Genomic DNA, 26,150 nt, shown 5'->3' with positions numbered 1-26,150 from the left:
GCTTTCGTCGTCAGGCGCCCGGGCGCTCGATGAGGATCAGTCCCTGCTTGGTGTCGGAGACGGTGACCCACCCGTCGCCGAAGAGGTAGGTCATACCGTACCCGTCCTCGTCGACGGCGATCGCCTGAGACGGATCCTCCGTGAGGTAGACGCCCTCTGTGCCCTCTTCGCGTAGCCATCCCTCGGACTCGAGCGCGGCCTGCACGGAGGACGCCTCGTCCGCGGTGATGGGCGACCAGCCGAAGAGCAGCAGGTCGTCGCCGGTGGCCTGCTCGAAGTCGCCCCACGTGCACGACGTGCCGTCGGCCAGTTCCAGATCGCCGATGATGAACGGGTCTTCGCGCGGCGTCCATCCCTGGTCGGTGAGCTCTTCGACCAGGTCGGCGCCGATCAGGTTCTCGCACGTGACGTCGGCGGGGTCGACGGCGGGCACGGTGACCGTGGGCGTCGGCGTCGAACCCGGTTCGGTGGGGCCCGCGGGAGCCGACGGCTGTGCACCCGGGTCGGCCGGGGTTCCAGAGGGCGTCGGCGCGCACCCGGCCGCGGCGAACGCGACGGTGAGAGTGAGCAGGGTCGTCAGGGCGAGGCGGGGCGAGCGACGAACGGTCAAGGCGTGCTCCGGGTCAGCGGGGGCGGATGAGGGAGAGGAAATCTTCGTGGAGGATGCCGTTGGTGGCCAACGACGACCGGGAGGTCAGAGAGTCTGCGCCGTCGATGTCGGTGAAACGGCCGCCGGCCTCCGTGACGATGGGAACGAGCGCGGCGATGTCGTACTCCTTGACATCGAACTCGGCGACGAATTCCAGCCGTCCCTCGGCGAGCAGCATGTACGGCCACGCATCTCCGTAGCCCCGATCGCGCCACGCCGCCCGGGTGAGGCGCAGGAGATCGTCGACGCGCCCGACGTCGTCCCACTGCGTGATGCTCTGGAAGCTCACGCTCGCCGAGGCGATGTCCGAGACGGTCGACACCCGCAGCCGGCGCGGACCCGACGGCGTGTCCGTCCACGCGCCGAGACCGGATGCCGCCCACCAGCGGCGGCCGAGGGCGGGCTGGCTGGCGACGCCCACGCGGGGGACACCGTCGATCGCGAGGGCGATCAGCGTCGTCCACATGGGGATGCCCTTGAGGTAGTTCGCGGTGCCGTCGATCGGATCGACGATCCACTGCCGGCGATTCGCCCCGCTCGATCCGAACTCCTCACCCAGCACGCCGTCGTCGGGGCGCTCCGCGCCGAGGATCGCGCGGATCGCCTCCTCGGTCGTGAGATCGGCCTCGGTCACGTGGGTGTCGTCGGCCTTCACGCGCACGTCGAGATCGCGCGCATCGAACCGTGCCATGGCTGCCGCGTCGGCCGCGTCGGCCAGCCGCAGGGCGAGCGCCAGATCGTCGGACAAGTCCCCGGTGTACGGCGCGTTCCAGGAGGGCGTCGAAGTGGGGGAGGTCACGGCATCCAGGATACGCGGCGTTCCCGCCTCGATTGGCGAGAGACGGCATCGGGATGGTAACGTTGACCCTCGGTTCGCCTCATGGCGAGCAGCCTGCACCTCTAGCTCAATCGGCAGAGCAACTGACTCTTAATCAGTGGGTTCTGGGTTCGAGTCCCAGGGGGTGCACAGGCGGAAGGCCCCGGAGAAATCCGGGGCCTTCGTTATGTGCCCGGAGGAGTCCGGAGCCTTCGTCGCGTGCGCAGTCCGTCAGGACGCGTCGCCCACGAGGATCGACGCCGCCTCGTCGCCCAGGTCGGCTTCGCGCGCGTCGACGCGACGGAGTGCGCGGCGCCCGAGCGCGATGACGCCGGCGGAGACGAGCACGGATGCCGCGGCGAACACGAACGGCACGGCCGCACCGTAGGCGTGCCACAGGAGAGCAGCGAGGGGCGGCGCCGCTGCTCCGCCGAGGAATCGCACCGCCGAGTAGGCGGAGCTGGCGACCGAGCGGGGGAGGTCGGTCGCCTCCATGACCGATTCCGTGAGGATCGTGTTCATCAGGCCGAGGAGGAGTCCTCCGATCACGATGCAGACGACGAGCCCTGTGGGGTTGTCGACGACGAGCGCCGCCGCGATGAGATCGAGCGCCAGAAGCGGCAGGACGACGAGCATGGCTGTCGTCCGCCGCCAACGCCGGAGCAGGAGCGGCGCGACCCAGACGCTCGTGATGGCCAGCGCCACGCCCCACCCGAAGAAGGTGAGTCCGATTCCCATCGCGCCGAAGCCCAGCGGGAACGGCGAGAAGGCGAGCAGCACGAAGAATCCGATGTTGTAGAACAGCGCCGCCACGGCGAGCACGGCGAGCGAAGGGATCCGCAGCGCACGGAGCGGTGCCGACAGCGGAATGGGCGTGCGCTTCTCCGGGGGCGTGCGCAGCAGCAGGCTCACGGCGATGAAGGCGATCGCCATGAGCGCGACGACGCCGAAGAACGGGCCGCGCCAGCTGATCTCGCCGAGAAATCCGCCCAGGAGCGGACCGATGGCGATGCCGAGGCCGAGCGCCGCCTCGTAGAGCACGATCGCCGCCGCGCTTCCCCCCGACGCCGCGCCGACGATGGTCGCGAGAGCAGTCGAGATGAAGAGCGCGTTGCCGAGGCCCCATCCGGCCCGGAAGCCGATGACGGCATCCACAGACCCCGAGAGCGCGCACAGGAGCGCGAAGACGACGATGAGCGCGAGCCCGGCGAGCATCGTGGCCTTCGCCCCGATGCGGCTGGAGATCCAGCTCGTGACGAGCATGGCGAGGCCGGTGACGACGAGGTAGCTCGTGAAGAGGAGCTCGGTCTCGACGGGGCTCGCCTCCAGCGACTCCGCGATGGCGGGGAGGATCGGGTCGACGAGTCCGATGCCCATGAAGGCGACGACGCTCGCGAACGCGACGGCCCACACCTGGGCGGGCTGCCGCCAGACGCTTCCGACGCTGGTGCTTGCGCTCATCGGGTGACCGCCAGCGGTGCGGCGACGGCGGTGAGGATGTCGGCGGCGCGGCGGAGCACGGCGCGATCCTCCTCGCCGAGTGCGTCGAAGCGGGGCGCGAGGGTCTCCCCGAGGAGCGTCAGCCAGGCATCGAGTGCCGCGGCGCCCGCCGGCGTGAGCGAGAGGATGCTCACCCGCGAGTCGTGCGCGTCGGCGGAGCGCGCGATGAGACCGGCATCCGCCATCTGCGTCGCCAACCGCGTCATGCCGGGCTGCGTGACCCTGCTCAGCGTGGCGAGGTCGCCGAGACGTTGCGGCCCGTGGTCGCGAAGGAGCGCGAGGGTGCGCCACTGGGCAGCGGGAGCGTCGCTCTTCGTCTCGAGCGACGCGATGCGCGTCAGCGCGTGGGCGCCCAGGAGCAGGCGCAGGAGGTCGTCCGTCTGTTGCATACCTGAAGTATATACCGATGGTATATAAACGGACGCGTTGACATCGTCGGTGCGCAGCGCACAGCATGGCACCGGCGGAATCGCCGCAACCAGCGCAGAACAGGAGACGGGGATGCCGGAGACCACTCGAGGAGACGACCTCGCCGGTCGGACGGCCCTCGTGACCGGGGGAGCGAGCGGTATCGGGCTGGCCATCGCCCGCGAGTTCGCCGCGCGCGGTGCGGAGGTCACGGTCGCCGACCTCCAGGCCGAAGCCGCGCAGGCGGCCGCTGACGGAATCGGCGGGAAGGCGTGGACCGTCGACCTCTCTGACACCGCTGCCCTGGAGGATCTCCGCCTGGACGTCGACATCCTCGTGAACAATGCGGGAGTGCAGACGGTCGCGCCACTCGAGGATTTCGATCCCGACCGCTGGCGCTTCATGCATCGCTTGATGGTGGAGTCGCCGTTCCTCCTCATTCGGTCGGCGCTTCCGGCGATGTACGAGCGGGGATGGGGACGCATCATCAACATCTCGAGCGCACACGGCTTGCGCGCGAGCCCGTTCAAGTCGGCATATGTCTCCGCCAAGCACGCGCTGGAGGGGCTGTCCAAGACCGCAGCCCTGGAGGGTGGCCCCCACGGCGTCACGAGCAACTGCATCAACCCCGCGTACGTGCGCACGCCGCTGGTCGAGCAGCAGATCGCCGACCAGGCGGCCGTGCACGGCATCCCCGAGTCCGACGTCGTCACCCGCATCATGCTGACGGAGTCGGCCGTGAAGCGGCTCATCGAACCCGAAGAAGTCGCCGCCCTGGCCGCGTGGCTGGCCTCCGACCGATCCGGGATGGTGACCGGAGCGAGCTACACGATGGACGGCGGTTGGACGGCTCGCTGAGCCGCGCGCCCTCGCCTGTGCGGGCGCTCGTGAGCCCGTCTCACCGCAGGTCTCGCAACCGCGCTCCGATTCCCTCGGCCTCGCCGGCGCGCCGTTCGTACGAGACCGCGATGATCAGGAGGACGGCACCGACGACCGCGAGTGTGATCCACCACGGCATCGACGCGATCCCTCGGCCGATCTGCACCGCGAACGCCGAGACGTTCTCGATGGGCAGCACGGCGATGCCGAGGAGGAACGGCGCCGACAGGCGCCACCGAGCGCCGACCAGGATCGCGGCGAGCGCCATCACGATGACGAGGATCGCCCGCCACGTGAGCGGATCCGTGAAGGTCGCCAGGATCGACGCGCTCATGATCGTGAGGAGTCCCGGCGCGAGCAGCGGCCACGAGCCGACCCAGCGGGCGGGCCAGGAGGTCCACGTTCCGCGCTCCGGTACGGGCGCACGGTCCAGGTGCACGGCCCCGGCTACCAGGAGAGCCGCCCCGAGGGGCAGCGAGAACCACTCGACGCGCAGCTCCCGAGGGCTCCACGCGACGACCGCGGTCGTGAACGCGAGGGCGAAGAGGAACCAAATGGGAGGCAGGATGCCGGCCGGGCTCCGGCGCACGCGGATTGCGACGCCGACGACGCCGACGAGGATGGCGAGGAGCAGCGCCCACATCGCCCAGATCGACAGCCAGTCCTCGGAGATGAGGGGCCATGCCCCACCGGTGACGAAGAGCGCCGCGGGGGCGAGAACCCATCGCTCGCGCCACCGTCGCTCGTCCGGAATCTCCCGCGCGAGCGATCGCCCCGCGACGAGGGCGAGAAGGCCGCCGGCCATCGAGAGGCCGAAACCGAGCACGACCGGATGCCAGCCCGTCGGCACGGCGTCGAGTCCCGCACCGAGCCGGACCGACCCGACGGGGCCGGAGGCGGCAGCCAGCAGCGCGCCGGCGAGAAGGGGCACGCGGAGCGCGGACAGGCGCGCCGTGCCGCGGGCACGCTCGGCGGCGAGGTACAGGGCGATCGCCGCGGCGAGGAGCCCCGACATTCGCCAGCCCGCTCCACTCACGGCGAGCGCGATGAGGCTCGGCGCAATCGCGACGCCGATGCCGCTCGCCACGAGGGCCACCGCCGGACGCCCGCGGGCCGTGAGGATCGTGCCGACGAGCACCGCGCCGAGTGCCGGTGGCAGTACGTAGGGCTCGAGGAGGTCGATCTCCGCGATGCGCCACACCGACCACATCGCCCCCGTGGCCGCCGCGGCGGCGACCCACCACAGCCGGACGTGGCGCGTGGTGAGGGCGCCCGCAGCCGCCCCCGCGGCGAGGATGACGAGCACCGCGACCGCGGTGGGGAGGCCCGCGGCATCCCGGACGAGCGCGAGCGCGACAGCCAGAGCGCCGGTGAGCAGGGCGGACGCTTCGATGGCGACGCGGACGAGCGTCGCCTCGACGGCGGCCATGCCTCGGCGGACGAGCAGGGCGGCGGCCATGTCGGTCGTCGGCAGGGTGAGGGCGACGACGACGGCGATCACGGGGAGCGTGATGGGCGACGCGCTCACACTCAGCACCTGGGCGCCCAGACAGATCACGACGACCGACAGCGACGGCACGAGGAGGGCGGCGCACGCGGCGCGGAGACCGGCGACGAGTCCGGGTCGCCGCGTGACCACCAGTGCCAACGCGAGGAGGAAGATGAGTCCGGTCGACAGCGCGGTCCATCCGCTGCGCTCTCGCACGACCTGAAGGATGCCGATCGCGAACGGAACGGAGGTGACCGCGAGAATCGTCCACCAGGTGCGCACGGGCACGACGCGCAGGAACGTCGACACGATCGCGATCACCGCTCCGACGGACGTCGTGAGACTCAGCACCGCCGTGTCGGGCAGGCCCAGCAGATCGAAGCCGGCAGCGGCGACGGTCAGCGCGTACGCATACCCGGCGCCGACGTAGACCCACCGCGCGGATGCCGGCACGGTGCGGGCGAACAGGGTGAGGGCCCCGAGCACGCCCGCCGCGAGCGTGACGGCGAGCAGGGACGAGTGCCACGACGCGATCGCGCCTAGGACGAGCGCCCCGTGACCGCCCAGCAGGAGCGGAACCCGCGTGGTCGGGACGAGCATCCGCCGCGAGGCCTTCACGGCGAGAGCGACGGTCGCCGCGACACCGAGGGCGACCGCCGCGGTGATTGCGGCATCCGTGAAGGGCAGGCCGGCGACGGCGACGACCCCTGCGGCAGCGATCCAGGCCGCGACGACCGTCGACCAGTGAGCGCCGACGCGCGCGGTCGCCGTCGCCCTTGCGTGGACGAGGAAGCCCGCGGCCGCCACACCCAGGCCGACGACGGCCCCGACGGCTGCGCCCAGTGCTCTGCCGCTGCCGCCATCCGGGAGGCCCGCGCGGAAGGCTGGGATGACCGACGCCGCGGTGAGAAGGGTCGAGGTCGCCGCGGACGACGCGACGGCGAGCACCGCCGGGACGACGACCACCAGGGAGCCCGCCGTGCCCGCGGTGCGTCGCCGTCGCGAGCGCGGGGGTCGCGCCGCCGTCACGAACAGGAAGCCCGCGACCGGGCCGCCGGTGAGGAAGGCGGGAGAGAGGGCGTCGGGAAGCGCGAGAGGTTCGAGGAGCGCGAGGGCTGTCGCCGTCGCCGCGATCGTGGCGGCGCCGCCGAAGAGGAACGACCACAGTGCGGGTGCGACACGCTGCGCCGAGAGTCGCGCCACCGCGGCGCCGGCTGCGGCGGCGCCCGCCGCGAGCCACAGGAACGATGTGATGCCCATGACCCCTGCGGAGAAGACAGTGAGCGCACTCGCCGCGAGCGCGATGAGCTGGACGACGGTGAGCGCCCGACGCTCTGCCCGCAGGGGCCGACGCATCGACGGTTCGAGACGGCGTGACACGCGCACGAGCGCGAGTCCGGCGGCCATGGTCGCCAGCCAGCCCGCGACGCGCGCGACGGCATCGGACTCCGCCGCTCCGAGCATGGCGGGTGCGAAGGCCAGCCCGAGCAGAGCGACGGCCACCCAGCTGCGGATGCCCACGCGGGCACCGACGGCGATCATGACGAGGGCGGCGACGATCGTGCCGACGCCCGCGAACACCCACCCGCTCACGTGCGCGGGAGCGAAGCCGGCGAACGCGTACACGTCGAGCGCGACGAACACCATTCCGAGGGCTCCGACCGCTTCGGCAGAGGCGCGGAGTCGGTGCCGCGCCAGCATCCGGGCGCCGACGAGGAAGACGGCGGTCACGACGAGGGTGACGATACTGCGCGTCGCGTGGTCGCGCAGATCGGGGTTGAAGAAGGTGAACACGATGGCAGCCACGGCGAACAGTCCGGCGCCGGCGATCGCCAGCAACGACTGCACCGATGTATTGCCGCGGGGGGCGCCCTGCGGCACGGCGATCCCGGCGGGTCGCGGCGACGACACCCCCGCGGAGGCACGCGCGACGTCCGTCGTTCTGACGAGCGGCGCCTGTGCGTGAGCGACCGGCGTTCGCGGTACTCGGCGGCGCAGGTCCTCCCTGCGGGCGAGCGCATCGGCGGCGGCCAGGGAGGCGTTCCACAGGTCGGTTCCGAGGGCTGTGGAGAGCTCTGCGCCGCACGCCGGGCACCTCCCGGCGCTGAGCCGACCGAGCCCGCACACCGGACAGGTCGCGGCATCCCGCAATCGCGTGACGGCGATCTCGCTCCAGGACGGCGTCGTAGAACCTGCGACGCTCATTCGTCCCCCTCCGGAACCCATTGCAGGATGTCGCCGGGTTGGCACTCCAGCACCCGGCAGATGGCGTCGAGGGTCGTGAACCGCACGGCTTTCGCGCGGCCGTTCTTGAGGACCGAGACGTTGGCGGGCGTGATGTCGATGGCGGCGGCGAAGTCTCCGACGGACATCTTCTTCTTTGCGAGCTCGACGTCGAGGTTGATGATGATGGGCATCACACCACCTCCGACAGGTCGTGCTGCAGTTCCAGGGCTTTCCGCAGGAGCGCACGGAGCACCGCGACCAGCAGCGCGAGGGCGGCCCCGACGACGATGCCGAAGCATCCGAGGAGCAGGATCGAGGGGTTCGCTGCGTTTCCCGCGGTCAGGAGCGCGACGGCGACGACCAGGAGGAGGTCGGCGGCGACGATGGCGGCGATGATGATCGTGATGAATCGCAGCGCGCGAGCGCTGAACGGATCGTCCGCGTCGATGAGCGTCAGCATGCGCCACAGGCAGACCAGCACGATCTGGACGCACACGATGAAGGCGATCGCGATGACGAGTCCGGGTGCACGCAGCCAGGCCAGCTCCGGGTAGAGCGTCGCCCACGTGCTGGCCGTCGTCGGGAGGGCGACGACCTGCGCGACGACCAGGAGGACGAGCGTGATCGCGAGGAGCGTGCGGAGAGTAAGAGTGGTGGCGCGATTCATCACAGTACCTATCGATAAACGACATACAGACATCGTTAATCAAGGCATAAGCATTGTTTCTCGGCAAGTCTGCAGGGGCTCTCCGGGCGGATTCCCAGGCATGGCTCACCGAGCGGGCGCGCCTCAGGTACGCCGAGCGCTCAGGCGCGACGTGAGCTGGTGCGCATGCGCGAGAAGTGTCCTGCCGAGCATCGGCAGTCGCTCGGGTCCGTAGCGGAACTCGACCCCGGTGAGACTGAGCGCCCATTCGGGACGCCCCGCACTGTCGAACACGGCGGCGCCCATGCCCCACGAGCCGGTGACGATCAGCCCCGGATTCACGGCGTAGCCGCGGTCCCTCGTCTCGGCGAGGCGGGTGCGGAGGGCGCCCGCATCATGGGATGCGCCCCAGCGCTGGGGCAGTTCCGGATGCCGCTCGAGGTAGGCGTCGATCTCTGCTTCGGGTAGGAAGGACAGGATGGCCAGCCCCGCCGAAGCAACGCCCAGCGGGAATCGCACACCCTCGCTCAGCACGAACGAGCGGATCGGGAAGGCGCCCTCCTCGCGCACGAGACACACCGTCTCGTCGCCGCGTCGGACGGACAGGAACGCGCTCTCCTCCGTCGTCACCGCGAGCGATCGCACGATGTCCCGGGCGCGGTGCGTGACGTCGTAGCGGGTGGCGGCGGCCGATCCCATCAGAAACAGCTCGGGTCCGGGCAGCCAGCGCAGCGACCGTGCGTCCTGATCGACGAGACCCTCTGCTCGGAGGGCGGTCAGGAGCCGATGTGCCGTCGACCGCGACAGGTCGGCACCCCGTGCCAGCTCTTGCAGGGCACGGCCCGCCTCGCCTCCCGCACTCACGAGCCGCAGCAGCGTGGCGGCGCGTGCCACGGCCTGCGCGCCCGGCACGGAGCGGTTCCTGGATTCCACATAGTGGACGCTATGTCGAGGAACTCCCACATGGCAAGCGTCGCCCTTGTCCGCCGGCGTGAGGACGGTCACGCTGGTCGGACGAGCGGCAAACCGGAACGAAGAGGTGCGGTGTGATCGACAAGAGGTGGGCGTCCCCCGAGGATGCCGTCGCCGAAATTCCCGACGGCGCTTCCCTCGCGGTGGGTGGTTTCGGGCTCTCCGGGAACCCGATGCTCCTCATCGAGGCGCTCCATCGGCGGGGCGTCAGCGACCTTCGCGTGGTCAGCAACAACTGCGGCGTCGACGACTGGGGCCTCGGCATCCTCCTCGCCGACCGCCGCATCGCCAAGATGACCTCGTCGTACGTGGGTGAGAACAAGGAGTTCGAGAGGCAGTTTCTCTCCGGCGAACTCGAACTCGAACTCACTCCGCAGGGAACGCTGGCGGAGAAGCTCCGCGCCGGGGGCTCCGGCATCGCGGCGTTCTTCACGCAGACCGGAGTCGGGACGCAGGTCGCCGAGGGCGGGCTTCCGCAGCGCTACGACGGCGCAGGAGGCGTCGCCGTCGCCTCGGCGCGCAAAGACGTGCGGCTCTTCGACGTCGACGGCCGCGAGCGCGAGTACGTCCTGGAGGAAGCAATCGTCACCGACTTCGCGCTCGTTCATGCCGCTGTCGCCGATACCCACGGAAACCTCGTATTCCGGAAGGCGGCGCGGAACTTCAATCCGCTCGCCGCCATGGCGGGACGGATCTGCATCGCACAGGCCGAACGCGTCGTGCCCGCGGGGGAGCTCGACCCCGACCACGTCCACCTTCCGGGCGTGTACGTCCACCGTCTGGTCGAGGTGGGCCCTGACATCGAGAAGCGCATCGAGCGCCGGACGGTGGCCGCCGCGGGCCCGATGGGAGACTGAGATGGCCCTCACCCGCGATCAGATGGCGGCCCGTGCGGCCGCGGAACTCACCGACGGCTCGTACGTGAACCTCGGGATCGGGCTCCCGACCCTCGTTCCCAACCACGTGCCCGACGGCGTCACCGTGGTGCTGCAGTCGGAGAACGGCATCCTCGGCGTCGGACCCTATCCGGCGGATGCCGATGTCGATCCCGACCTCATCAACGCGGGCAAGGAGACGGTCACCGTGCGTGCCGGCGCCGCCTACTTCGACTCGGCGACGAGCTTCGGGATGATCCGAGGCGGGAAGATCGACGCCGCGATCCTCGGTGCCATGCAGGTGTCGGGTTCCGGCGACCTCGCGAACTGGATGATCCCCGGCAAGATGGTCAAAGGTCCCGGCGGGGCGATGGACCTCGTGCACGGCGCCGCGCGAGTGATCGTCCTCATGGAACACGTCGCGAAGGACGGCACGCCCAAGATCGTCGTCGCCTGCACCCTCCCGCTGACGGGACGACGCGTCGTCGACAGGATCATCACCGATCTGGCGGTCATCGACGTCACGCCCGACGGCCTCGTCCTCGTGGAGACGGCGCCCGGCGTCACGGTAGCCGAGGTCATCGCCGCCACGGAGCCCCCACTCATCGTTCCATCCGACAAGGAGAACCCCGCATGAGCACCGACGACATCGTCATCGTCGCCGCCGCCCGCACCCCCCAGGGTCGCCTCCGAGGCCGGCTCGCCGCGTTCAGCGCCCCGCAGCTCGGCGGCTTCGCGATCGCCGGCGCCCTCGGCAAGGGCGGCATCCCGGCATCCGCCGTCGACGCCGTCATCATGGGGCAGGTGCTTCCCGCCGGGTCCGGGCAGAACCCGGCGCGTCAGGCGTCGCTGGCCGCGGGTATCGGCTGGGACGTGCCGGCATCCTCGGTCAACAAGGTCTGCCTCTCGGGGCTGACTGCCGTCATCGACGGTGCGCGGATGATCGCGACCGGCGACGCGACCGTGGTGGTCGCGGGCGGCATGGAGTCGATGACTCGCGCGCCCCACCTCCTCATGGGATCGCGCGACGGCTGGGCGTACGGGTCGGTGGAGGTGCTCGACCACATGGCGTACGACGGCCTCACGGACGCGTACGACCGCGAGAGCATGGGGGCCTCCACGGAGCGGCTGAACCCGCGCTTCGACATCACCCGAGAGGCACAGGATGCCGTGGCCGCCCGCTCGCATCAGCGGGCTGCGGCCGCCGCACACGAGGGCCGTTTCGACGCGGAGATCGTGCCCGTCTCGGTGCCGCAGCGTCGCGGCGAGCCCCTCGTCGTCACTGCCGACGAAGGGGTGCGGCCCGACACGACGCCTGAGACCCTCGCCGCTCTCCGCCCCGCGTTCCATCCCGAGGGCACGATCACGGCGGGCAACGCGTCGCAGATCTCCGACGGCGCTGCCGCGGTCGTCCTCACGACCCGTGCGCACGCGGATGAGAACGGCTGGGCCGTGCTGGCCGTGGTCGGCGCGTCGGGTCAGGTGGCGGGCCCCGACAACTCGCTGCACGAGCAGCCGTCCCGCGCCATCCAGTGCGCTCTCGAAAAGGAGGGGCTCACGGCATCCGCTCTCGATCTCGTTGAGATCAACGAGGCGTTCGGCGCGGTCGTCGCCCGATCGCAAGCGCAGCTCGGGCTCTCCGACGACGTGGTCAACCCGGACGGGGGAGGCATCGCGCTCGGGCATCCGATCGGAGCGAGCGGATGCCGGCTGGTCGTCCACGCCGTGCACGAACTGGTTCGCCGGGGTGCGGGCGTCGCCGCGGTCGGGCTGTGCGGTGGCGGTGGTCAGGGGGAGGCGCTGATCCTCCGCCGGTGACAGCCGGTAGCCTGGGAGGACGCGCGCCGGGGCGGCGCGTCGTGACCGAGGAGCCCTCATGTGTTCACCCGTGCGCTGCGCGAACTGCGGTAAGACCACCTGGCAGGGCTGTGGCCTGCACGTCGATGAAGCCCTCGCGGGGGTCGCGGCGGCCGACTGCTGCGACTGCCCGCGCTGAGACCGCTCAGCTGCCCCGCACGCGACGGCGCAGTAGCTTCTGCTCCTTGCCGGCGATCGGGGAGTTGTGGGCGATGAGACCGCCGCGCGATGCGCGGTAGGTGTCGACGATCGATCCGATCGCGAGGGCGAACGTGATGCCCCAGCTGAGCCACGCGAGTGCGGTGCGCCAATTGAACGGCGCATCGTCGCGCGCGGAGCGCAACAGGGTGAGTCCGCCGGTGACGGCGGAGAGGAGCCCGGTGCCGAACAGGTACTTGCGCATATCACCACGCTACCCGGCCTGACAAGGAAGGGCGGGGGGTTGCGCGTCGGTTGTTAGCCTGGCTAGACACCCGCCCCCTGAGAGGAACGTCGTGCCCCCTGCCGCCGAACTCGTGGTCGTCGCCAATCGTCTCCCCGTCGACAGAGGTGAGGACGACTCTTCCTGGCGGCGTTCTCCCGGCGGGCTCGTGACGGCTCTCGAGCCGGTCGTCCAGCGCACGGGCGGCGCCTGGGTCGGCTGGGCCGGTCAGCCCGACCTGGAGGTGGAGCCGTTCGACTTCGACGGGGTGCACCTCGTGCCCGTGACATTGTCGACGGACGACGTCGCTCAGTACTACGAAGGCTTCTCCAACGACACGATCTGGCCGCTCTACCACGACGTGATCGCGGCCCCGACGTACCACCGCGCCTGGTGGGACGCGTACGTGCGCGTCAACCGCAGGTTCGCGGAAGCCGCCGCCGCGGCAGCCGGCGAGGGAGCGACCGTCTGGGTGCACGACTACCAGCTCCAACTGGTGCCGCGCATGCTGCGCGAGATGCGTCCCGACCTCGTCATCGGCTACTTCCATCACATCCCGTTCCCGGCATACGGCATCTACTCGCAGCTGCCGTGGCGTTCGCAGGTGCTCGAAGGTCTTCTCGGCGCGGATGTGATCGGGTTCCAGCGCGTCGCGGATGCCGGCAACTTCGCCCGCGCCGTCCGCCGCCGGTTCGGCTACGACACGCGGGCGGGGGCGATCACCGTGCCCACGGGTGACGGCGGCCAGCGCACGGCGATCGCGAAGGCGTATCCCATCTCGATCGACACCGCCTCGTACGAGGAGCTCGCGCAGCGACCGGAGATCCAAGCTCGTGCCGCCGAGATCCGCGCGGAGCTCGGCAACCCCGACACCGTGCTCCTGGGCGTCGACCGACTGGACTACACGAAGGGCATCCGCCACCGGCTGAAAGCGGTCGGCGAGCTGTTCGACGATGGCCGCCTCGGTACGGGTGATGCAACGCTCGTGCAGGTCGCGAGCCCGAGCCGCGAGCGCGTGGCCGCGTACGTGCAGCTGCGCGACGAGATCGAGCTGGCCGTCGGGCGCATCAACGGCGACCACGACACGATCGGCTTCACCGCCGTCCGCTATCTGCACCACTCCTACCCGCGTGAGGAGATGGTGGCCCTCTATCTCGCCGCCGACGTCATGCTCGTCACCGCGCTGCGCGACGGCATGAACCTCGTCGCCAAGGAGTACGTGGCCAGCCGCGTCGACGGACGAGGTGTGCTGGTGCTCAGCGAGTTCGCCGGAGCGGCGGACGAGCTCACGCAGGCACTGCGGGTCAACCCTCATGACATCGAAGGGCTCAAGGATGCCGTCATGACGGCGGTGTCGATGCCCGTCGAGGAGCAGCGCCGACGGATGCGGGCCCTGCGACGCCGTGTGCGGGACAACGACGTGTCGGCGTGGTCGGCGAGGTTCCTCGGCGACCTGCGGGCCGTGCGGGGCGGCGACGCGTGAGCCTCGACGACCTCGCTCTCACGCCGCGCCTCCTCGTGGCGCTCGACTTCGACGGGACGCTCGCGCCCCTCGTCGACGAGCCGCTGACGGCGCGCATGCTCCCGGAGGCGACCGACGCGGTGGCGGCCCTCGTGGCAGCGCCGGAGACCACCGTCGCCTTCGTCTCGGGCCGCTCGCTCGCGGATCTTCGGCACATCGCCGAGCACGACGACGAGTCCGCCATCGTGCTGGCCGGTTCCCACGGCGCGCAGTGGTGGCATCCGCGCGGCATGGTGCAGGACGAGGCGGAGGATGCCGTCGGCGCCGACGCAGTCGCGACCCCCACTCTCGCCGAAGAGACGCTCCGCGATGAGCTGCGGGAGGCCGCGGAAGCGGCGGTGGCCGGCATCGACGGCGCGTGGATCGAACCCAAGACATTCGGGTTCGGCGTGCACTCCCGCCTCGTCGACCCGGCGCGAGCGGCGGACGCGCACGCGCGCGTCGACGCGCTCATCGCCGACCGCGCTCCCGGCTGGCGCCGACGGGTCGGACACTCCATCACGGAGTACGCCTTCCGCGACGAGGGCAAGGACACCGCCGTGGCGCGGCTGCGGGCGCTCACCCACGCGACCGGCGTGCTCTTCGCCGGGGACGACGTGACGGACGAGGACGCGCTGCGCAGCCTCGAGCCGGGCGACGTCGGCATCCGGGTCGGCGCGGGGGAGACGGCGGCCACCGTGCGGGTCGCGGACGAGCGAGAACTGGCGGGCGTTCTGCGCGCGCTCGCGCACCGGCGCACCTCCGCGCGGGAATAGACTTCGAGAATGCCTGCGCCCGACAACACCATCGACATCAAGCCCCGCAGTCGCGTCGTCACCGACGGCATCGAGGCCACGACCTCCCGAGGCATGCTGCGTGCCGTCGGGATGGGTGACGAGGACTGGGACAAGCCCCAGATCGGCATCGCATCCAGCTGGAACGAGATCACCCCCTGCAACCTGAGCCTGGACCGGCTCGCACAGGGAGCCAAGGAGGGTGTGCACTCCGGGGGTGGTTACCCGCTGCAGTTCGGCACCATCTCCGTCTCCGACGGCATCTCGATGGGCCACGAGGGCATGCACTTCTCGCTCGTCAGCCGTGAGGTCATCGCCGACTCCGTCGAGACGGTGATCATGGCCGAGCGCCTCGACGGGTCGGTGCTGCTCGCGGGCTGCGACAAGTCGATCCCCGGCATGCTCATGGCATCCGCGCGGCTCGACCTGTCGAGCGTGTTCCTCTACGCGGGTTCGATCGCGCCGGGCTGGGTGAAGCTGTCCGACGGCACCGAGAAGGATGTCACGATCATCGACTCCTTCGAGGCCGTCGGCGCGTGCCTGGCGGGCAAGATGAGCGAGGAAGACCTCAAGCGCATCGAGTGCGCGATCGCTCCGGGCGAAGGTGCCTGTGGCGGAATGTACACCGCCAACACCATGGCCTCCGTGGCCGAGGCGCTGGGGCTGAGCCTCCCCGGCTCTGCCGCGCCGCCGTCGGCCGACCGTCGCCGCGACTACTACGCGCACCGCTCGGGGGAGGCGGTCGTGAACCTGCTCCGTCAGGGCATCACGACGCGTGACATCCTCACCAAGGAGGCGTTCGAGAACGCGATCGCCCTCGCGATGGCGCTCGGCGGCTCCACCAACGTCGTGCTGCACCTCCTCGCGATCGCACGTGAGGCCGAGGTCGACCTGAGCCTCCACGACTTCAACCGCATCGGCGATAAGGTCCCGCACGTCGCGGACATGAAGCCCTTCGGCAAGTACGTCATGAACGACGTCGACCGCCACGGCGGCATCCCGGTCATCATGAAGGCCATGCTCGACGAAGGCCTCCTGCACGGCGACGCGCTCACGGTCACCGGCAAGACTCTTGCCGAGAACCTCGCCGACCTGAACCCCGACCCGATCGACGGCACCGTCATCCACACCTTCGACAACCCCATCCACGCCACGGGAGGGCTCACGATCCTGCACGGCACCCTGGCGCCCGAGGGCGCCGTGGTGAAGACCGCCGGTTTCGACGCGGCCGTCTTCGAAGGGCCGGCTCGCGTCTTCGAGCGCGAGCGCGGTGCGATCGATGCGCTCGCGGCGGGCGAGATCGAGGCGGGCAGCGTCGTCGTGATCCGCTACGAGGGCCCCAAGGGCGGCCCGGGCATGCGGGAGATGCTCGCCATCACCGCCGCCATCAAGGGCGCGGGTCTCGGAAAAGATGTACTACTCTTGACGGACGGCAGATTCTCAGGCGGCACAACCGGCCTGTGCATCGGCCACATAGCACCCGAAGCGGTGGACGCTGGTCCCATCGCCTTCGTGCGCGATGGTGATCTGATACGGGTCGATATCGCGGCTCGCACTCTCGACCTACTCGTCGACGAGGCTGAGCTGAGCTCCCGCCGCGAAGGCTGGGAGCCCCTTCCTCCGCGCTATACCCGTGGCGTCCTGGCCAAGTACTCGAAGCTCGTGCGCTCCGCTGCGGAGGGCGCGACGACAGGCTGAGGCCTTTCCGACTGCGTCGACTCCACCATTCGAGGTTCACCCATGTCATCCGACACCGCTGCGGCCGTTCCCCGGCCGCCCGCCCGAAACCAGTCCGCTCCCGTGCTGACGGGTGCCGAGGCCGTCGTCCGCTCGCTCGAGCTGCTCGGCGTCACCGACGTCTTCGGCCTTCCCGGCGGCGCGATCCTGCCCGTCTACGACCCGCTCATGGACTCGTCCGCGCTGCGGCACATCCTGGTGCGCCACGAGCAGGGTGCCGGCCACGCTGCGGAGGGCTACGCCGCCGCGTCGAACAAGGTGGGCGTCGCGATCGCCACGAGCGGTCCCGGCGCGACCAACCTCGTGACGGCGATCGCCGACGCCTACATGGACTCGGTGCCGATCGTCTGCATCACGGGTCAGGTGTTCTCCAACCTGATGGGGACCGACGCGTTCCAGGAGGCGGACATCGTCGGCATCACGATGCCGATCACGAAGCACTCCTTCCTCGTGAAGGATGCCGCCGAGATCCCCGGCGCGATCGCCGCCGCCTATGAGATCGCCGGCACGGGTCGTCCCGGCCCGGTGCTCGTGGACATCACGAAGGACGCCCAGCAGGCGGAGGCGCCCTTCATCTGGCCGCCGAAGATCGATCTGCCCGGCTACCGCCCGGTGACGAAGGCGCACGGAAAGCAGATCCAGGCGGCCGCGCAGCTGCTCTCGGAGGCGAAGAAGCCCGTGCTCTACGTCGGCGGCGGCGTGATCCGTTCGCAGGCGTCGGCCGAACTCCTCGCCCTCGCCGAGGCGACCGGCGCGCCCGTCGTCACGACGCTCATGGCGCGCGGCGCGTTCCCCGACTCGCACGCGCAGCACCTCGGCATGCCGGGTATGCACGGCACGGTCCCGGCGGTCCTGGCGCTCCAGGAATCCGACCTGCTCGTGTCGCTCGGTGCGCGATTCGATGACCGCGTCACCGGGAAGGCGGCGCTGTTCGCCCCGCACGCGAAGGTCGTGCACGTCGACATCGACCCCGCCGAGATCTCGAAGATCCGCACGGCCGACGTGCCGATCGTGGGCGATCTACGCGATGTGCTCATCGACCTCGGCTCGGCCTTCCAGGGGCTCACCGGCGGTGCGGCCCCCGACATCTCCGAGTGGTGGGCCTTCCTCGACGGCCTCCGCGACGAGTTCCCGCTGGGGTATACCCAGCCCTCCGACGGTCTCCTTTCTCCGCAGCACGTCATCTCCCGGATCGGCGAGCTCACCGGGCCCGAGGGCGTCTTCGCCGCGGGCGTGGGCCAGCACCAGATGTGGGCGGCGCAGTTCATCAAGTACGAGCGTCCGAACGCGTGGCTGAACTCCGGCGGCGCGGGCACGATGGGCTACTCGGTGCCGGCGGCCATGGGCGCGAAGGTCGCCGAGCCCGAGCGTGTCGTGTGGGCGATCGACGGCGACGGCTGCTTCCAGATGACGAACCAGGAGCTCGCGACCTGCGCCATCAACAACATCCCCATCAAGGTCGCGATCATCAACAACTCGTCGCTCGGGATGGTGCGGCAGTGGCAGACCCTGTTCTACGACGGGCGCTACTCCAACACCGACCTCAACACGGGCCATGACACGATCCGCATCCCCGACTTCGTGAAGCTCGCGGAAGCCTATGGCTGCCTCGCGCTCCGCGTGGAGAAGGAGGAAGACGTGGATGCCGCGATCCGCACCGCTCTCGAAACGAACGATCGCCCCGTGGTGATCGACTTCGTCGTCAGTGCCGATGCGATGGTGTGGCCGATGGTCCCGCAGGGCGTGAGCAACAGCTACATCCAATACGCGCGCGACCACGCGCCGAAGTTTGACGAGGAGGCCTGAGAATGAGTCGTCATGTGCTGAGCCTCCTCGTGGAGAACAAGCCCGGTCTGCTGACCCGTGTCGCGGGGCTCTTCGCGCGCCGCGGCTTCAACATCGAGTCGCTCGCCGTGGGCGTCACCGAGGTCCCCGGCCTGTCGCGGATCACGGTCGTCGTCGATGTCGACGAGCTGCCCCTGGAACAGGTGACGAAGCAGCTCAACAAGCTCATCAACGTCATCAAGATCGTCGAGCTCGACGCGTCGTCGTCGGTGCAGCGCGATCACATGCTGATCAAGGTGCGCGCCGACAACCAGACCCGATCGAACGTCATCGAGGTCGTCAACCTCTTCCGTGCGTCGATCGTCGACTACGCGACCGACGCGCTCGTGGTGGAAGTCACCGGCGACCGCGGCAAGATCGAGGCGATCCTGCGCGCCCTGGAGCCCTTCGGCATCAAGGAGCTCGCCCAGTCCGGCCTCCTCGCCATCGGGCGCGGCGGCAAGTCCATCACCGAACGCGTCCTGCGCGGCTGAACCCCTTTCGAACACAAGGAGAAACACACCCATGGCCGAGATCTTCTACGACTCCGACGCCGACCTGTCCCTCATCCAGGGCAAGAAGGTCGCCATCGTCGGCTACGGCTCGCAGGGTCACGCGCACGCGCTGAACCTCCGCGACTCGGGCGTCGAGGTCGTCATCGCGCTCAAGGACGGCTCGAAGTCGGCGCCGAAGGCTCAGGAGGAGGGCTTCGAGGTCAAGTCGGTCGCCGACGCGACCCAGTGGGCCGACCTCATCATGATCCTCGCGCCCGATCAGCACCAGCGCGGCATCTACAACGACCACATCAAGCCGAACCTCAGCGAGGGCAAGACGCTCGCCTTCGCACACGGCTTCAACATCCGCTTCGGCTACATCGACGCCCCCGAGGGTGTCGACGTGATCCTCGTCGCCCCCAAGGCGCCCGGGCACACGGTGCGTCGCGAGTTCGTCGCCGGTCGTGGCATCCCCGACATCATCGCCGTTGAGAAGGACGCCTCCGGCTCGGCGTGGCAGACCGCGCTGGCGTACGCGAAGGCCATCGGCGGCACCCGTGCCGGTGTCATCAAGACGACCTTCACCGAGGAGACCGAGACCGACTTGTTCGGTGAGCAGGCCGTCCTGTGCGGTGGCGTGTCGCAGCTCGTCCAGTACGGCTTCGAGACGCTGACCGAGGCCGGCTACCAGCCGCAGATCGCCTACTTCGAGGTGCTCCACGAGCTCAAGCTCATCGTCGACCTCATGTGGGAGGGCGGCATCGCCAAGCAGCGGTGGTCGGTCTCCGACACGGCCGAGTACGGCGACTACGTCTCGGGCCCGCGTGTCATCGACCCGCGCGTCAAGGAGAACATGCAGGGCGTGCTCGCCGACATCCAGTCGGGAGCTTTCGCGGAGCGTTTCATCGGCGACCAGGATGCCGGTGCGCCCGAGTTCCAGGAGCTCCGCGCCAAGGCTGCCGCCCACCCCATCGAGGCCGTCGGCAAGGAGCTGCGCGCCCTGTTCGCCTGGAAGCAGCAGGACGCCGACTACACCGAGGGTTCCGCCGCCCGCTGACCCTCCGTCGCGCCATCCGGTGCGTCCAGTCCCTCGGCTCACCCGCCGAGTACGGCTTCTCGCAAGCCAGACGAGCCCGTTTCCTTACAAGGAAGCGGGCTCGTCGTCATCCACGGCACGACCGCGCCACCCGGGTACGCTGAAGCGGTGAGCCGAGACGACGACGCGCTGTCCTGGGGAGGCGACGACGACCCGACGCTGGACGTCGGCGGTTCGCGCCCCGTCGAGAACCACCCTCCGCGGCTGCCCGAGGGCTTCGTGGCGGTCGGTCGCGGCAGTGAGGACGTGGCTTCCTCCGACGAGGCGACCGATGACGAGGGTGACGAGGTCGCCGACGAGACCGGTCCGCAACTGGGTAACGTCGCGCTCGTGGCCCTCGGGCTGCTCGGCGGCGTGTACCTCCTCTTCACCGTCGGCTGGATCATCGGCGGCCTGCGGCTTCAGGAGATCGCACCGTTCCTCAATCTGATCCCTGCGGCGTACGTGCCCGCGTTCTGGCTGGCCGTCGCGGCCCCCGCGATCTGGTTCGTCGCCAGCCTCGCGCTCACGCGGGGTCGCGCGACGTGGGTGCGGTTCGTCTGGCTCGTCGCCGGAGCGGTGCTGCTGGTGCCGTGGCCGTTCATCATGATCGGAGCGGTGGGGCAATGAGCGAGCTACGAGTGAAGACTCCTCGAGTCATGCCGACCTGGGTCATCGCGACGATCGGCGGCGCGTTCGGCCTGTTCTACGCCTACGCGGTGTGGAACGCGGTGGGGCTGCTCATCGGTCAGGCGAGCGGCCAGTTCGGGCTCAATGCGCTCGGGTGGGGGCTGCTGCTGTTCACGGCGGCGTTCCCGATCCTCGTGTTCGCCGCAGCGTTCGCCCTGGGCTCTCGCCGGCGTGCGGGGGAGTTCGCCCTCCTGATGCTCACCGGGCTCGCGCTGGTGGCGGTGTTCTGGCTGAACGTCGTCGCCTACGCCCTCTCGAGCAGCGGCGGGACGCTCCTGGGCGCATGACGTCATGCGGTCGGTGACGACCTGTCGTGAGCGGTAGGCTGGTCGGGCCCCGCCCCGACGGTGTGCGGCGTGGCATCCCACCCATCGCTCCTCGCTCCCGCGACGCCCCTGAAGGTTGCCCAGCGTGTCCAAGCCCGTCGTGCTCATCGCCGAAGAACTCTCTCCCGCCACGATCGATGCCCTCGGGCCGGATTTCGAGATCCGCCACGTCGACGGCGCCGACCGCGCTGCGCTCCTGCCGGCGCTTGCCGATGCGCACGCGGTGCTGATCCGCTCGGCGACGAAGATGGATGCCGAGGCGATCGCCGCGGCCCCCGCGCTGAAGGTCATCGCGCGCGCCGGCGTCGGTCTCGACAACGTCGACATCAAGGCGGCGACGACGGCCGGCGTCATGGTGGTCAACGCGCCGACCTCGAACATCATCTCGGCCGCCGAGCTCACCGTCGCCCACATCCTCGGGCTCGCGCGCCGGCTGCCGGCCGCGCACGCGTCGCTGTCGGTCGGTCAGTGGAAGCGCAGCGCCTACACGGGCGTCGAGTTGTTCGAGAAGACCCTCGGCATCATCGGTCTCGGTCGTATCGGCGCGCTGATCGCCGCGCGCCTGCAGGCGTTCGGCATGTCGGTGGTCGCCTACGACCCCTACGTCACGAGTGCGCGCGCGCAGCAGCTGGGCGTGCAGCTGGTCACGCTCGACGAGCTTCTCGAGCAGAGCGACTTCGTCACGATCCACATGCCCAAGACTCCCGAGACGACGGGCATGATCTCGACCGAGCAGTTCTCGCGCATGAAGCAGACGGCGTACGTCGTGAACGTCGCGCGCGGTGGCCTCATCGACGAGGTCGCTCTGCACACGGCGCTGACGACGGGCGAGATCGCCGGGGCGGGACTCGACGTGTTCACGAGCGAGCCGCCGAAGGAGGACGGCACGGCGTTCCCGCTGCTGGAACTCCCCAACGTCCTCGTCACCCCGCACCTGGGCGCCTCCACCGATGAGGCGCAGGAGAAGGCGGGCGTGTCGGTCGCGAAGTCGGTGCGTCTCGCGCTCGGCGGCGAACTCGTCCCGGATGCCGTCAACGTCGCCGGTGGCGTCATCGACCCGTACGTGCGCCCCGGCATCCCGCTCGTGGAGAAGCTCGGGCAGATTTTCTCGGCGCTCGCCCACTCGCCGCTGACGAGCCTCGACGTGGAAGTGCACGGAGAGCTCAGCCAGTACGACGTCAAGGTGCTCAAGCTCGCGGCCCTGAAAGGCGTCTTCACGAACGTCGTCAGTGAGACGGTGTCGTACGTGAACGCACCGCTGCTGGCGGAGCAGCGCGGCATCGAGTCGCGCCTCCTCGTCGACGACCAGTCCGACGAGTACCGCAACGTCATCACGCTCCGCGGGGCGCTCTCGGACGGCTCGCAGCTCTCGGTGTCGGGCACGCTCACGGGGACGAAGCAGACCGAGAAGCTCGTGGGCATCAACGGGCACCCGCTGGAGCTGCCCATCGAGAAGCACCACATCGTCATGATCTACACCGACCGCCCCGGCATCGTCGCGGTGTACGGCCAGAAGTTCGGCGAGGCGGGCATCAACATCGCGGGCATGCAGATCGCGCGCACGCAGGCCGGTGGCCAGGCGTTGTCGGTGCTGACCGTCGACTCGCCGGTGCCCGATGAGCTGCTCGACGAGGTGCGCTCCGCGATCCAGGCGGACCTGTTCCGTCAGATCGAGATCACCGAGTCCTGAGGCGCGATCTCACGCGCGGGTAGCGCGCTCGACGAGGGCGATGAGTGCGTCCATCTCGGCGCCCTGCGGCACGGGGCCGGGGACGGTGCCCTGGTCGAGGGCATTGTTGAAGTACAGCCCATCGCTCACGAGCAGCACGAGGTGGAGGGCGGTCTCGTCGCGCGTGTGGGGTCGCAGCGCATCCTCCCACTGCTGCCGCACGCGGCGCAGCGCGAGCGCGGCATCCGCATTGCCTGCCTGGGCGAGTTTCGACACGGCGATGAGCGCGCGGTCGACGGGGGAGTCGTTCATGACCGACGTGCGTACGAACGCGGCGACGAGCCCCGAAGGATCGGCGCGCATCTCCTCGACGTCGTCGTGCACGCGCACCTCCATGCGTGCCAGGAGCGCCGCTTCGAGGGCTTCCTTCGAGGCGAAGTGGTAGAGCAGGCCGCCCTTGGAGACGCCGGCGGCGCGCGCCGTGGCCTCCATCGTGGCCGCGCGCTCGCCCTCGGCGATGAGCAGCGCCTCGAAGGCGTCGAGGACGCTCTCTCGGGCGTGCGGAGGTCTGCTCATGGTTCCGATCGTATCGACCGGCGGGGCCCGGAATCTGTTACTATACCGGCTGGACGGTATAGAAAATGACTTTGACAGAAGAGATCTCCCTGGCCGACGCCGCCGGGCGGCGTGTGGGCTGGCGCGGCTGGGCCGCGTTGGTCGTGCTCATGCTTCCCGTGCTGCTCGTCTCGGTGGACAACACGGTGCTGAGCTTCGCGCTGCCCGACATCGCCCTCGACCTGGCGCCCTCCAGTGCGCAGCAGCTGTGGATCATCGACGCGTACCCGCTCGTCCTCGCCGGCCTGCTCGTGACGATGGGAACGCTGGGCGACCGCTACGGCCGGCGGAAGCTGCTGCTCATCGGAGCCGTCGGATTCGCCGCAGTGTCGGTGCTCGCCGCCTTCGCGACGTCGGCAGGCATGCTCATCGCGGCGCGCGCGGCGATGGGCGTGTTCGGGGCGATGCTCATGCCCTCCACGCTGTCGTTGCTGCGCAGCATCTTCACCCACCGCGACCAGCGCCGCCTCGCCATCGCCGTCTGGGCCTCGATGTTCTCGGCAGGTGCCGCGCTCGGACCGATCGTCGGCGGCATCCTGCTGGAGCACTTCTCGTGGGGATCCGTGTTCCTGCTGTCGGTGCCCGTGCTCGTTCCGCTGCTGGTGTTCGCGCCGCTCCTCGTGCCGGAGAGTCGGGATCCGCGCCCCGGGCGCATCGATCCCGTGAGCATCGCGTTGTCGATGCTCACGATGATCCCTGTCGTGTACGCGATCAAGGAGGTCGCGGTGCACGGCGTGGGGTGGCTGCCTCTCGTGCTCGTCATCGCCGGAGTGGGTTTCGGGGTGGTCTTCGTCCGCCGTCAACTCGCCGCCGAGGTGCCGATGCTCGACATGCGGCTCTTCGGGCGGGGAACCTTCAGCGGTGCGCTCCTGGTCAACCTCCTGAGCGTGATCGCCCTCGTCGGCTTCCTGTACTTCGTTGCGCAGCATCTCCAGCTGATCGTCGGCCTCTCGCCGATGCAGGCAGGTTTCGCGCTCGTGCCGGGCATGCTCGCGATGATCGTCGCGGGTCTCCTCGTGGTGCCCGTGTCGCGTCGGGTCGCCCCGCGCATCGTGGTTCCGGCGGCGCTCCTCTTCTCGGTGCTGGCGTACCTGCTGGTCCCGCTCGCGGTGGGCGACGGCGCGTTGTCGCTGCTCGTCGGCGCTTTCACCCTCCTAGGCGTCGGCATCGGTGCGGCAGAGACGGTCTCCAACGACCTCATCCTCGCGAGCGCGCCTCCCGCGAAGGCCGGCGCGGCCAGTGCGGTGTCGGAGACGGCCTACGAGCTCGGCGCGGTGCTGGGCACGGCGGTGCTCGGTGGCATCCTCACGGCCGCCTACCGTACGGGGATCGTGATCCCCCCGGGTGTGGATGGCGCGGCAGCCGACGCCGCCCGCGAGACGCTGGCCGGCGCCGTCGCGGTGTCCTCCGAGCTGGAGGCCGGCGCGGGGGAGGCGCTGCGGCAGGCCGCGGCGCACGCCTTCGACGCGGGAGTGGGCATCACCGCCGTCATCGGAGCCGTGCTCGTCGGCATCGCCGCGCTCATCGCGGCCGCTACGCTGGGAGGCACCCGCAGCGCGTCGACCGACCACTGAGCGCGCCCCGCGGATCCCCAGCCACGAGGAGAGCAATGTCGCGCGCGAACGCCGAACGCACCGTCCGCCTGGCCTTGATTCCGGGAGACGGAATCGGCCCCGAGGTCATCGCCGAGGCGGAGAAGGTCCTGGATGCCGTGACGGCCGACTCGGCCGTGCAGTTCGCGATCACGCGCTTCTCCCTCGGCGCGGCGCGTTACCTCGAGACCGGCGACACGCTGACCGACGACGACCTGGCCGCGATCGCCGGTCACGACGCGATTCTGCTCGGCGCCGTCGGCGGGCAGCCCGGCGATCCGCGGCTGGCGGGCGCCAACATCGAACGCGGACTGCTCCTCAAGCTGCGCTTCGCGCTCGACCATTACGTCAACCTGCGCCCGTCCAAGCTGTACCCGGGGGTGCCGGGTCCGCTGGAGGCGCCGGGGGATATCGATTTCGTCGTCGTGCGCGAGGGGACCGAGGGTCCCTACGTCGGCAACGGCGGCTCGATCCGCACCGGCACACCCCACGAGGTGGCCAACGAGACGAGCGTCAACACCGCCTACGGCATCGAGCGGGTCGTGCGGTTCGCGTTCGCGCAGGCCGCGCGGCGCCGCGGGAAGCTCACTCTCGTGCACAAGACGAACGTGCTCGTCCATGCCGGCGGCATGTGGAAGCGCATCGTCGATGCGGTGGCGGCAGAGCACCCCGAGGTGACCGTAGACTATCTCCACGTCGACGCGGCGACGATCTTCCTGGTCACAAACCCGGGCCGCTTCGACGTGATCGTCACCGACAACCTCTTCGGCGACATCCTCACCGACTTGGCCGGCGCCGTCACCGGAGGCATCGGCCTCGCCGCATCGGGGAACATCAACCCCGACGGCGCGTTCCCCTCGATGTTCGAGCCCGTGCACGGCTCGGCCCCGGACATCGCGGGACAGCAGAAGGCCGATCCCACGGCCGCGATCCTCTCCACGGCGCTGCTGCTCGATCATCTCGGGCTCGCCGCCGAAGCTCAGCGCGTCACCCGCGCTGTCGAGGAGGACATCGCGTCGCGGGGGGCCACCGCACGCACGACCGCGCAGGTCGGCGACGCCATCGTCTCCCGTCTCCAGGCGTAACCTGGTGAC

General features: G+C 70.0%; 25 protein-coding genes and 1 tRNA gene. 16 read left to right on the top strand and 10 right to left on the bottom strand.

Annotated features, from left to right (window positions below; translation table 11 throughout):
- Positions 1–10: 10 nt before the first annotated feature.
- Both ACSQ18_RS08295 and ACSQ18_RS08290 read right to left on the bottom strand, forming a co-directional pair.
- Positions 11–610 carry a hypothetical protein gene (locus ACSQ18_RS08295; RefSeq protein WP_436036708.1) on the bottom strand — a complete coding sequence of 200 codons (600 nt, stop codon included), beginning with the start codon at positions 608–610 and terminating at the stop codon, positions 11–13.
- 13 nt (positions 611–623) lie between these two features.
- A complete protein-coding gene (locus ACSQ18_RS08290) occupies positions 624–1,448 on the bottom strand; it encodes an inositol monophosphatase family protein (protein WP_436036707.1) in 825 nt (274 codons plus the stop codon).
- 95 nt (positions 1,449–1,543) lie between these two features.
- Here ACSQ18_RS08290 and ACSQ18_RS08285 point away from each other — a divergent pair.
- A tRNA-Lys gene (locus ACSQ18_RS08285) sits at positions 1,544–1,616 on the top strand.
- Positions 1,617–1,697: 81 nt separating this feature from the next.
- Here the strand turns inward: ACSQ18_RS08285 and ACSQ18_RS08280 are convergent.
- Both ACSQ18_RS08280 and ACSQ18_RS08275 read right to left on the bottom strand, forming a co-directional pair.
- A complete protein-coding gene (locus ACSQ18_RS08280; protein ID WP_436036706.1) occupies positions 1,698–2,927 on the bottom strand; it encodes an MFS transporter in 1,230 nt (409 codons plus the stop codon).
- Positions 2,924–3,355: a MarR family winged helix-turn-helix transcriptional regulator gene (locus ACSQ18_RS08275; protein ID WP_436036705.1), complete on the bottom strand. Its 432-nt coding sequence runs from the start codon at positions 3,353–3,355 to the stop codon at positions 2,924–2,926. The genes ACSQ18_RS08280 and ACSQ18_RS08275 overlap by 4 nt, the downstream gene beginning before the upstream one ends.
- 112 nt (positions 3,356–3,467) lie before the next feature.
- Here ACSQ18_RS08275 and ACSQ18_RS08270 point away from each other — a divergent pair, with 112 nt between their 5' ends.
- Complete coding sequence (locus ACSQ18_RS08270) at positions 3,468–4,232, top strand: 3-hydroxybutyrate dehydrogenase (RefSeq protein WP_436036704.1); 765 nt, start codon at positions 3,468–3,470, stop codon at positions 4,230–4,232.
- Between the two features lie 40 nt (positions 4,233–4,272).
- On the opposite strand, the gene ACSQ18_RS08265 is transcribed toward ACSQ18_RS08270, so the two are convergent.
- The 4 genes from ACSQ18_RS08265 to ACSQ18_RS08250 all read right to left on the bottom strand — a co-directional run bounded on the left by ACSQ18_RS08265 (position 4,273) and on the right by ACSQ18_RS08250 (position 9,547).
- Complete coding sequence (locus tag ACSQ18_RS08265; RefSeq protein ID WP_436036703.1) at positions 4,273–7,947, bottom strand: SCO7613 C-terminal domain-containing membrane protein; 3,675 nt, start codon at positions 7,945–7,947, stop codon at positions 4,273–4,275.
- Positions 7,944–8,159, bottom strand: coding sequence for a helix-turn-helix domain-containing protein (locus ACSQ18_RS08260; protein ID WP_144808066.1), 216 nt, complete (start codon positions 8,157–8,159; stop codon positions 7,944–7,946). Before ACSQ18_RS08260 ends, ACSQ18_RS08265 begins: the two co-directional genes overlap by 4 nt.
- Positions 8,159–8,635, bottom strand: coding sequence for a DUF2975 domain-containing protein (locus tag ACSQ18_RS08255; protein WP_436036702.1), 477 nt, complete (start codon positions 8,633–8,635; stop codon positions 8,159–8,161). The genes ACSQ18_RS08260 and ACSQ18_RS08255 overlap by 1 nt, the downstream gene beginning before the upstream one ends.
- Before the next feature lie 123 nt (positions 8,636–8,758).
- The gene (locus ACSQ18_RS08250; RefSeq protein ID WP_436036701.1) at positions 8,759–9,547 is read right to left on the bottom strand and encodes an IclR family transcriptional regulator; all 789 of its coding nucleotides are present in this window, start codon (positions 9,545–9,547) and stop codon (positions 8,759–8,761) included.
- 113 nt (positions 9,548–9,660) lie between these two features.
- On the opposite strand from ACSQ18_RS08250, the gene ACSQ18_RS08245 reads away from it, so the two are divergent.
- From ACSQ18_RS08245 to ACSQ18_RS08235, 3 genes are read left to right on the top strand one after another with little or no spacing between them, the layout of a single operon-like run.
- Positions 9,661–10,443 (top strand): CoA transferase subunit A, encoded by a 783-nt coding sequence (locus ACSQ18_RS08245; RefSeq protein ID WP_436036700.1) that lies wholly within the window; start codon positions 9,661–9,663, stop codon positions 10,441–10,443.
- A 1-nt stretch (position 10,444) separates the two neighbouring features.
- Complete coding sequence (locus ACSQ18_RS08240; protein ID WP_436036699.1) at positions 10,445–11,098, top strand: 3-oxoacid CoA-transferase subunit B; 654 nt, start codon at positions 10,445–10,447, stop codon at positions 11,096–11,098.
- Positions 11,095–12,279, top strand: coding sequence for an acetyl-CoA C-acetyltransferase (locus tag ACSQ18_RS08235; protein WP_436036698.1), 1,185 nt, complete (start codon positions 11,095–11,097; stop codon positions 12,277–12,279). The genes ACSQ18_RS08240 and ACSQ18_RS08235 overlap by 4 nt, the downstream gene beginning before the upstream one ends.
- A gap of 184 nt (positions 12,280–12,463) precedes the next feature.
- Here the strand turns inward: ACSQ18_RS08235 and ACSQ18_RS08230 are convergent, their stop codons facing one another.
- A complete protein-coding gene (locus tag ACSQ18_RS08230) occupies positions 12,464–12,721 on the bottom strand; it encodes a hypothetical protein (protein WP_301040228.1) in 258 nt (85 codons plus the stop codon).
- Between the two features lie 58 nt (positions 12,722–12,779).
- Between ACSQ18_RS08230 and ACSQ18_RS08225 the strand changes: the two genes are divergently transcribed.
- The 9 genes from ACSQ18_RS08225 (at position 12,780) to serA (ending at position 22,870) form a co-directional block, all read left to right on the top strand.
- On the top strand, positions 12,780–14,222 hold the full coding sequence (locus ACSQ18_RS08225) for an alpha,alpha-trehalose-phosphate synthase (UDP-forming) (protein ID WP_436038407.1): 1,443 nt from the start codon (positions 12,780–12,782) through the stop codon (positions 14,220–14,222).
- Complete coding sequence (otsB, locus tag ACSQ18_RS08220) at positions 14,219–15,016, top strand: trehalose-phosphatase (protein ID WP_436036696.1); 798 nt, start codon at positions 14,219–14,221, stop codon at positions 15,014–15,016. Before ACSQ18_RS08225 ends, otsB begins: the two co-directional genes overlap by 4 nt.
- Positions 15,017–15,025: 9 nt before the next feature.
- Positions 15,026–16,732, top strand: a complete 1,707-nt coding sequence (ilvD, locus tag ACSQ18_RS08215) for a dihydroxy-acid dehydratase (protein WP_436036694.1) — start codon at positions 15,026–15,028, stop codon at positions 16,730–16,732.
- Positions 16,733–16,774: 42 nt separating this feature from the next.
- Positions 16,775–18,577, top strand: coding sequence for an acetolactate synthase large subunit (locus ACSQ18_RS08210; protein ID WP_436036692.1), 1,803 nt, complete (start codon positions 16,775–16,777; stop codon positions 18,575–18,577).
- A 2-nt stretch (positions 18,578–18,579) separates the two neighbouring features.
- Entirely contained in the window at positions 18,580–19,089 is a 510-nt protein-coding gene (gene ilvN / locus ACSQ18_RS08205) for an acetolactate synthase small subunit (protein WP_144808056.1), read from the top strand.
- Positions 19,090–19,120: 31 nt separating this feature from the next.
- Positions 19,121–20,146, top strand: coding sequence for a ketol-acid reductoisomerase (gene ilvC, locus ACSQ18_RS08200; RefSeq protein ID WP_301040224.1), 1,026 nt, complete (start codon positions 19,121–19,123; stop codon positions 20,144–20,146).
- 147 nt (positions 20,147–20,293) lie between these two features.
- Positions 20,294–20,794: a DNA polymerase III subunit gamma/tau gene (locus ACSQ18_RS08195; protein ID WP_436036690.1), complete on the top strand. Its 501-nt coding sequence runs from the start codon at positions 20,294–20,296 to the stop codon at positions 20,792–20,794.
- Between the two features lie 29 nt (positions 20,795–20,823).
- On the top strand, positions 20,824–21,141 hold the full coding sequence (locus ACSQ18_RS08190; RefSeq protein WP_174236336.1) for a bacitracin resistance protein: 318 nt from the start codon (positions 20,824–20,826) through the stop codon (positions 21,139–21,141).
- Between the two features lie 124 nt (positions 21,142–21,265).
- Positions 21,266–22,870, top strand: a complete 1,605-nt coding sequence (serA, locus tag ACSQ18_RS08185) for a phosphoglycerate dehydrogenase (protein ID WP_436036688.1) — start codon at positions 21,266–21,268, stop codon at positions 22,868–22,870.
- A gap of 9 nt (positions 22,871–22,879) precedes the next feature.
- Here serA and ACSQ18_RS08180 read toward each other — a convergent pair whose 3' ends face one another.
- Positions 22,880–23,425, bottom strand: coding sequence for a TetR/AcrR family transcriptional regulator (locus ACSQ18_RS08180; protein WP_436036686.1), 546 nt, complete (start codon positions 23,423–23,425; stop codon positions 22,880–22,882).
- 65 nt (positions 23,426–23,490) lie between these two features.
- Here ACSQ18_RS08180 and ACSQ18_RS08175 point away from each other — a divergent pair, with 65 nt between their 5' ends.
- Together ACSQ18_RS08175 and ACSQ18_RS08170 are read left to right on the top strand one after the other, a co-directional pair.
- On the top strand, positions 23,491–25,038 hold the full coding sequence (locus ACSQ18_RS08175; RefSeq protein WP_436036684.1) for an MFS transporter: 1,548 nt from the start codon (positions 23,491–23,493) through the stop codon (positions 25,036–25,038).
- A gap of 35 nt (positions 25,039–25,073) precedes the next feature.
- A complete protein-coding gene (locus ACSQ18_RS08170) occupies positions 25,074–26,141 on the top strand; it encodes a 3-isopropylmalate dehydrogenase (RefSeq protein ID WP_436036682.1) in 1,068 nt (355 codons plus the stop codon).
- The last annotated feature ends 9 nt before the right edge of the window (positions 26,142–26,150 follow it).

Source organism: Microbacterium sp. LjRoot45, from assembly GCF_964253325.1.
Classification (GTDB): domain Bacteria; phylum Actinomycetota; class Actinomycetes; order Actinomycetales; family Microbacteriaceae; genus Microbacterium.
The sequence above is the reverse complement of the archived record's forward strand: the minus strand, read 5'-3'. Positions and strand labels throughout refer to the sequence as shown.

What these genes read in the sequence shown, in the direction of transcription:
- ACSQ18_RS08280 (WP_436036706.1), bottom strand. Translation starts at nt 2,927, where the DNA reads ATGAGCGCAAGCACCAGCGTCGGAAGCGTCTGGCGGCAGCCCGCCCAG.
- ACSQ18_RS08275 (WP_436036705.1), bottom strand. Translation starts at nt 3,355, where the DNA reads ATGCAACAGACGGACGACCTCCTGCGCCTGCTCCTGGGCGCCCACGCG.
- ACSQ18_RS08270 (WP_436036704.1), top strand. Translation starts at nt 3,468, where the DNA reads ATGCCGGAGACCACTCGAGGAGACGACCTCGCCGGTCGGACGGCCCTC.
- ACSQ18_RS08265 (WP_436036703.1), bottom strand. Translation starts at nt 7,947, where the DNA reads ATGAGCGTCGCAGGTTCTACGACGCCGTCCTGGAGCGAGATCGCCGTC.
- ACSQ18_RS08260 (WP_144808066.1), bottom strand. Translation starts at nt 8,159, where the DNA reads ATGCCCATCATCATCAACCTCGACGTCGAGCTCGCAAAGAAGAAGATG.
- ACSQ18_RS08255 (WP_436036702.1), bottom strand. Translation starts at nt 8,635, where the DNA reads ATGAATCGCGCCACCACTCTTACTCTCCGCACGCTCCTCGCGATCACG.
- ACSQ18_RS08240 (WP_436036699.1), top strand. Translation starts at nt 10,445, where the DNA reads ATGGCCCTCACCCGCGATCAGATGGCGGCCCGTGCGGCCGCGGAACTC.
- ACSQ18_RS08235 (WP_436036698.1), top strand. Translation starts at nt 11,095, where the DNA reads ATGAGCACCGACGACATCGTCATCGTCGCCGCCGCCCGCACCCCCCAG.
- ACSQ18_RS08230 (WP_301040228.1), bottom strand. Translation starts at nt 12,721, where the DNA reads ATGCGCAAGTACCTGTTCGGCACCGGGCTCCTCTCCGCCGTCACCGGC.
- ilvD (WP_436036694.1), top strand. Translation starts at nt 15,026, where the DNA reads ATGCCTGCGCCCGACAACACCATCGACATCAAGCCCCGCAGTCGCGTC.
- ACSQ18_RS08210 (WP_436036692.1), top strand. Translation starts at nt 16,775, where the DNA reads ATGTCATCCGACACCGCTGCGGCCGTTCCCCGGCCGCCCGCCCGAAAC.
- ilvN (WP_144808056.1), top strand. Translation starts at nt 18,580, where the DNA reads ATGAGTCGTCATGTGCTGAGCCTCCTCGTGGAGAACAAGCCCGGTCTG.
- ilvC (WP_301040224.1), top strand. Translation starts at nt 19,121, where the DNA reads ATGGCCGAGATCTTCTACGACTCCGACGCCGACCTGTCCCTCATCCAG.
- ACSQ18_RS08190 (WP_174236336.1), top strand. Translation starts at nt 20,824, where the DNA reads ATGCCGACCTGGGTCATCGCGACGATCGGCGGCGCGTTCGGCCTGTTC.
- ACSQ18_RS08180 (WP_436036686.1), bottom strand. Translation starts at nt 23,425, where the DNA reads ATGAGCAGACCTCCGCACGCCCGAGAGAGCGTCCTCGACGCCTTCGAG.
- ACSQ18_RS08175 (WP_436036684.1), top strand. Translation starts at nt 23,491, where the DNA reads ATGACTTTGACAGAAGAGATCTCCCTGGCCGACGCCGCCGGGCGGCGT.
- ACSQ18_RS08170 (WP_436036682.1), top strand. Translation starts at nt 25,074, where the DNA reads ATGTCGCGCGCGAACGCCGAACGCACCGTCCGCCTGGCCTTGATTCCG.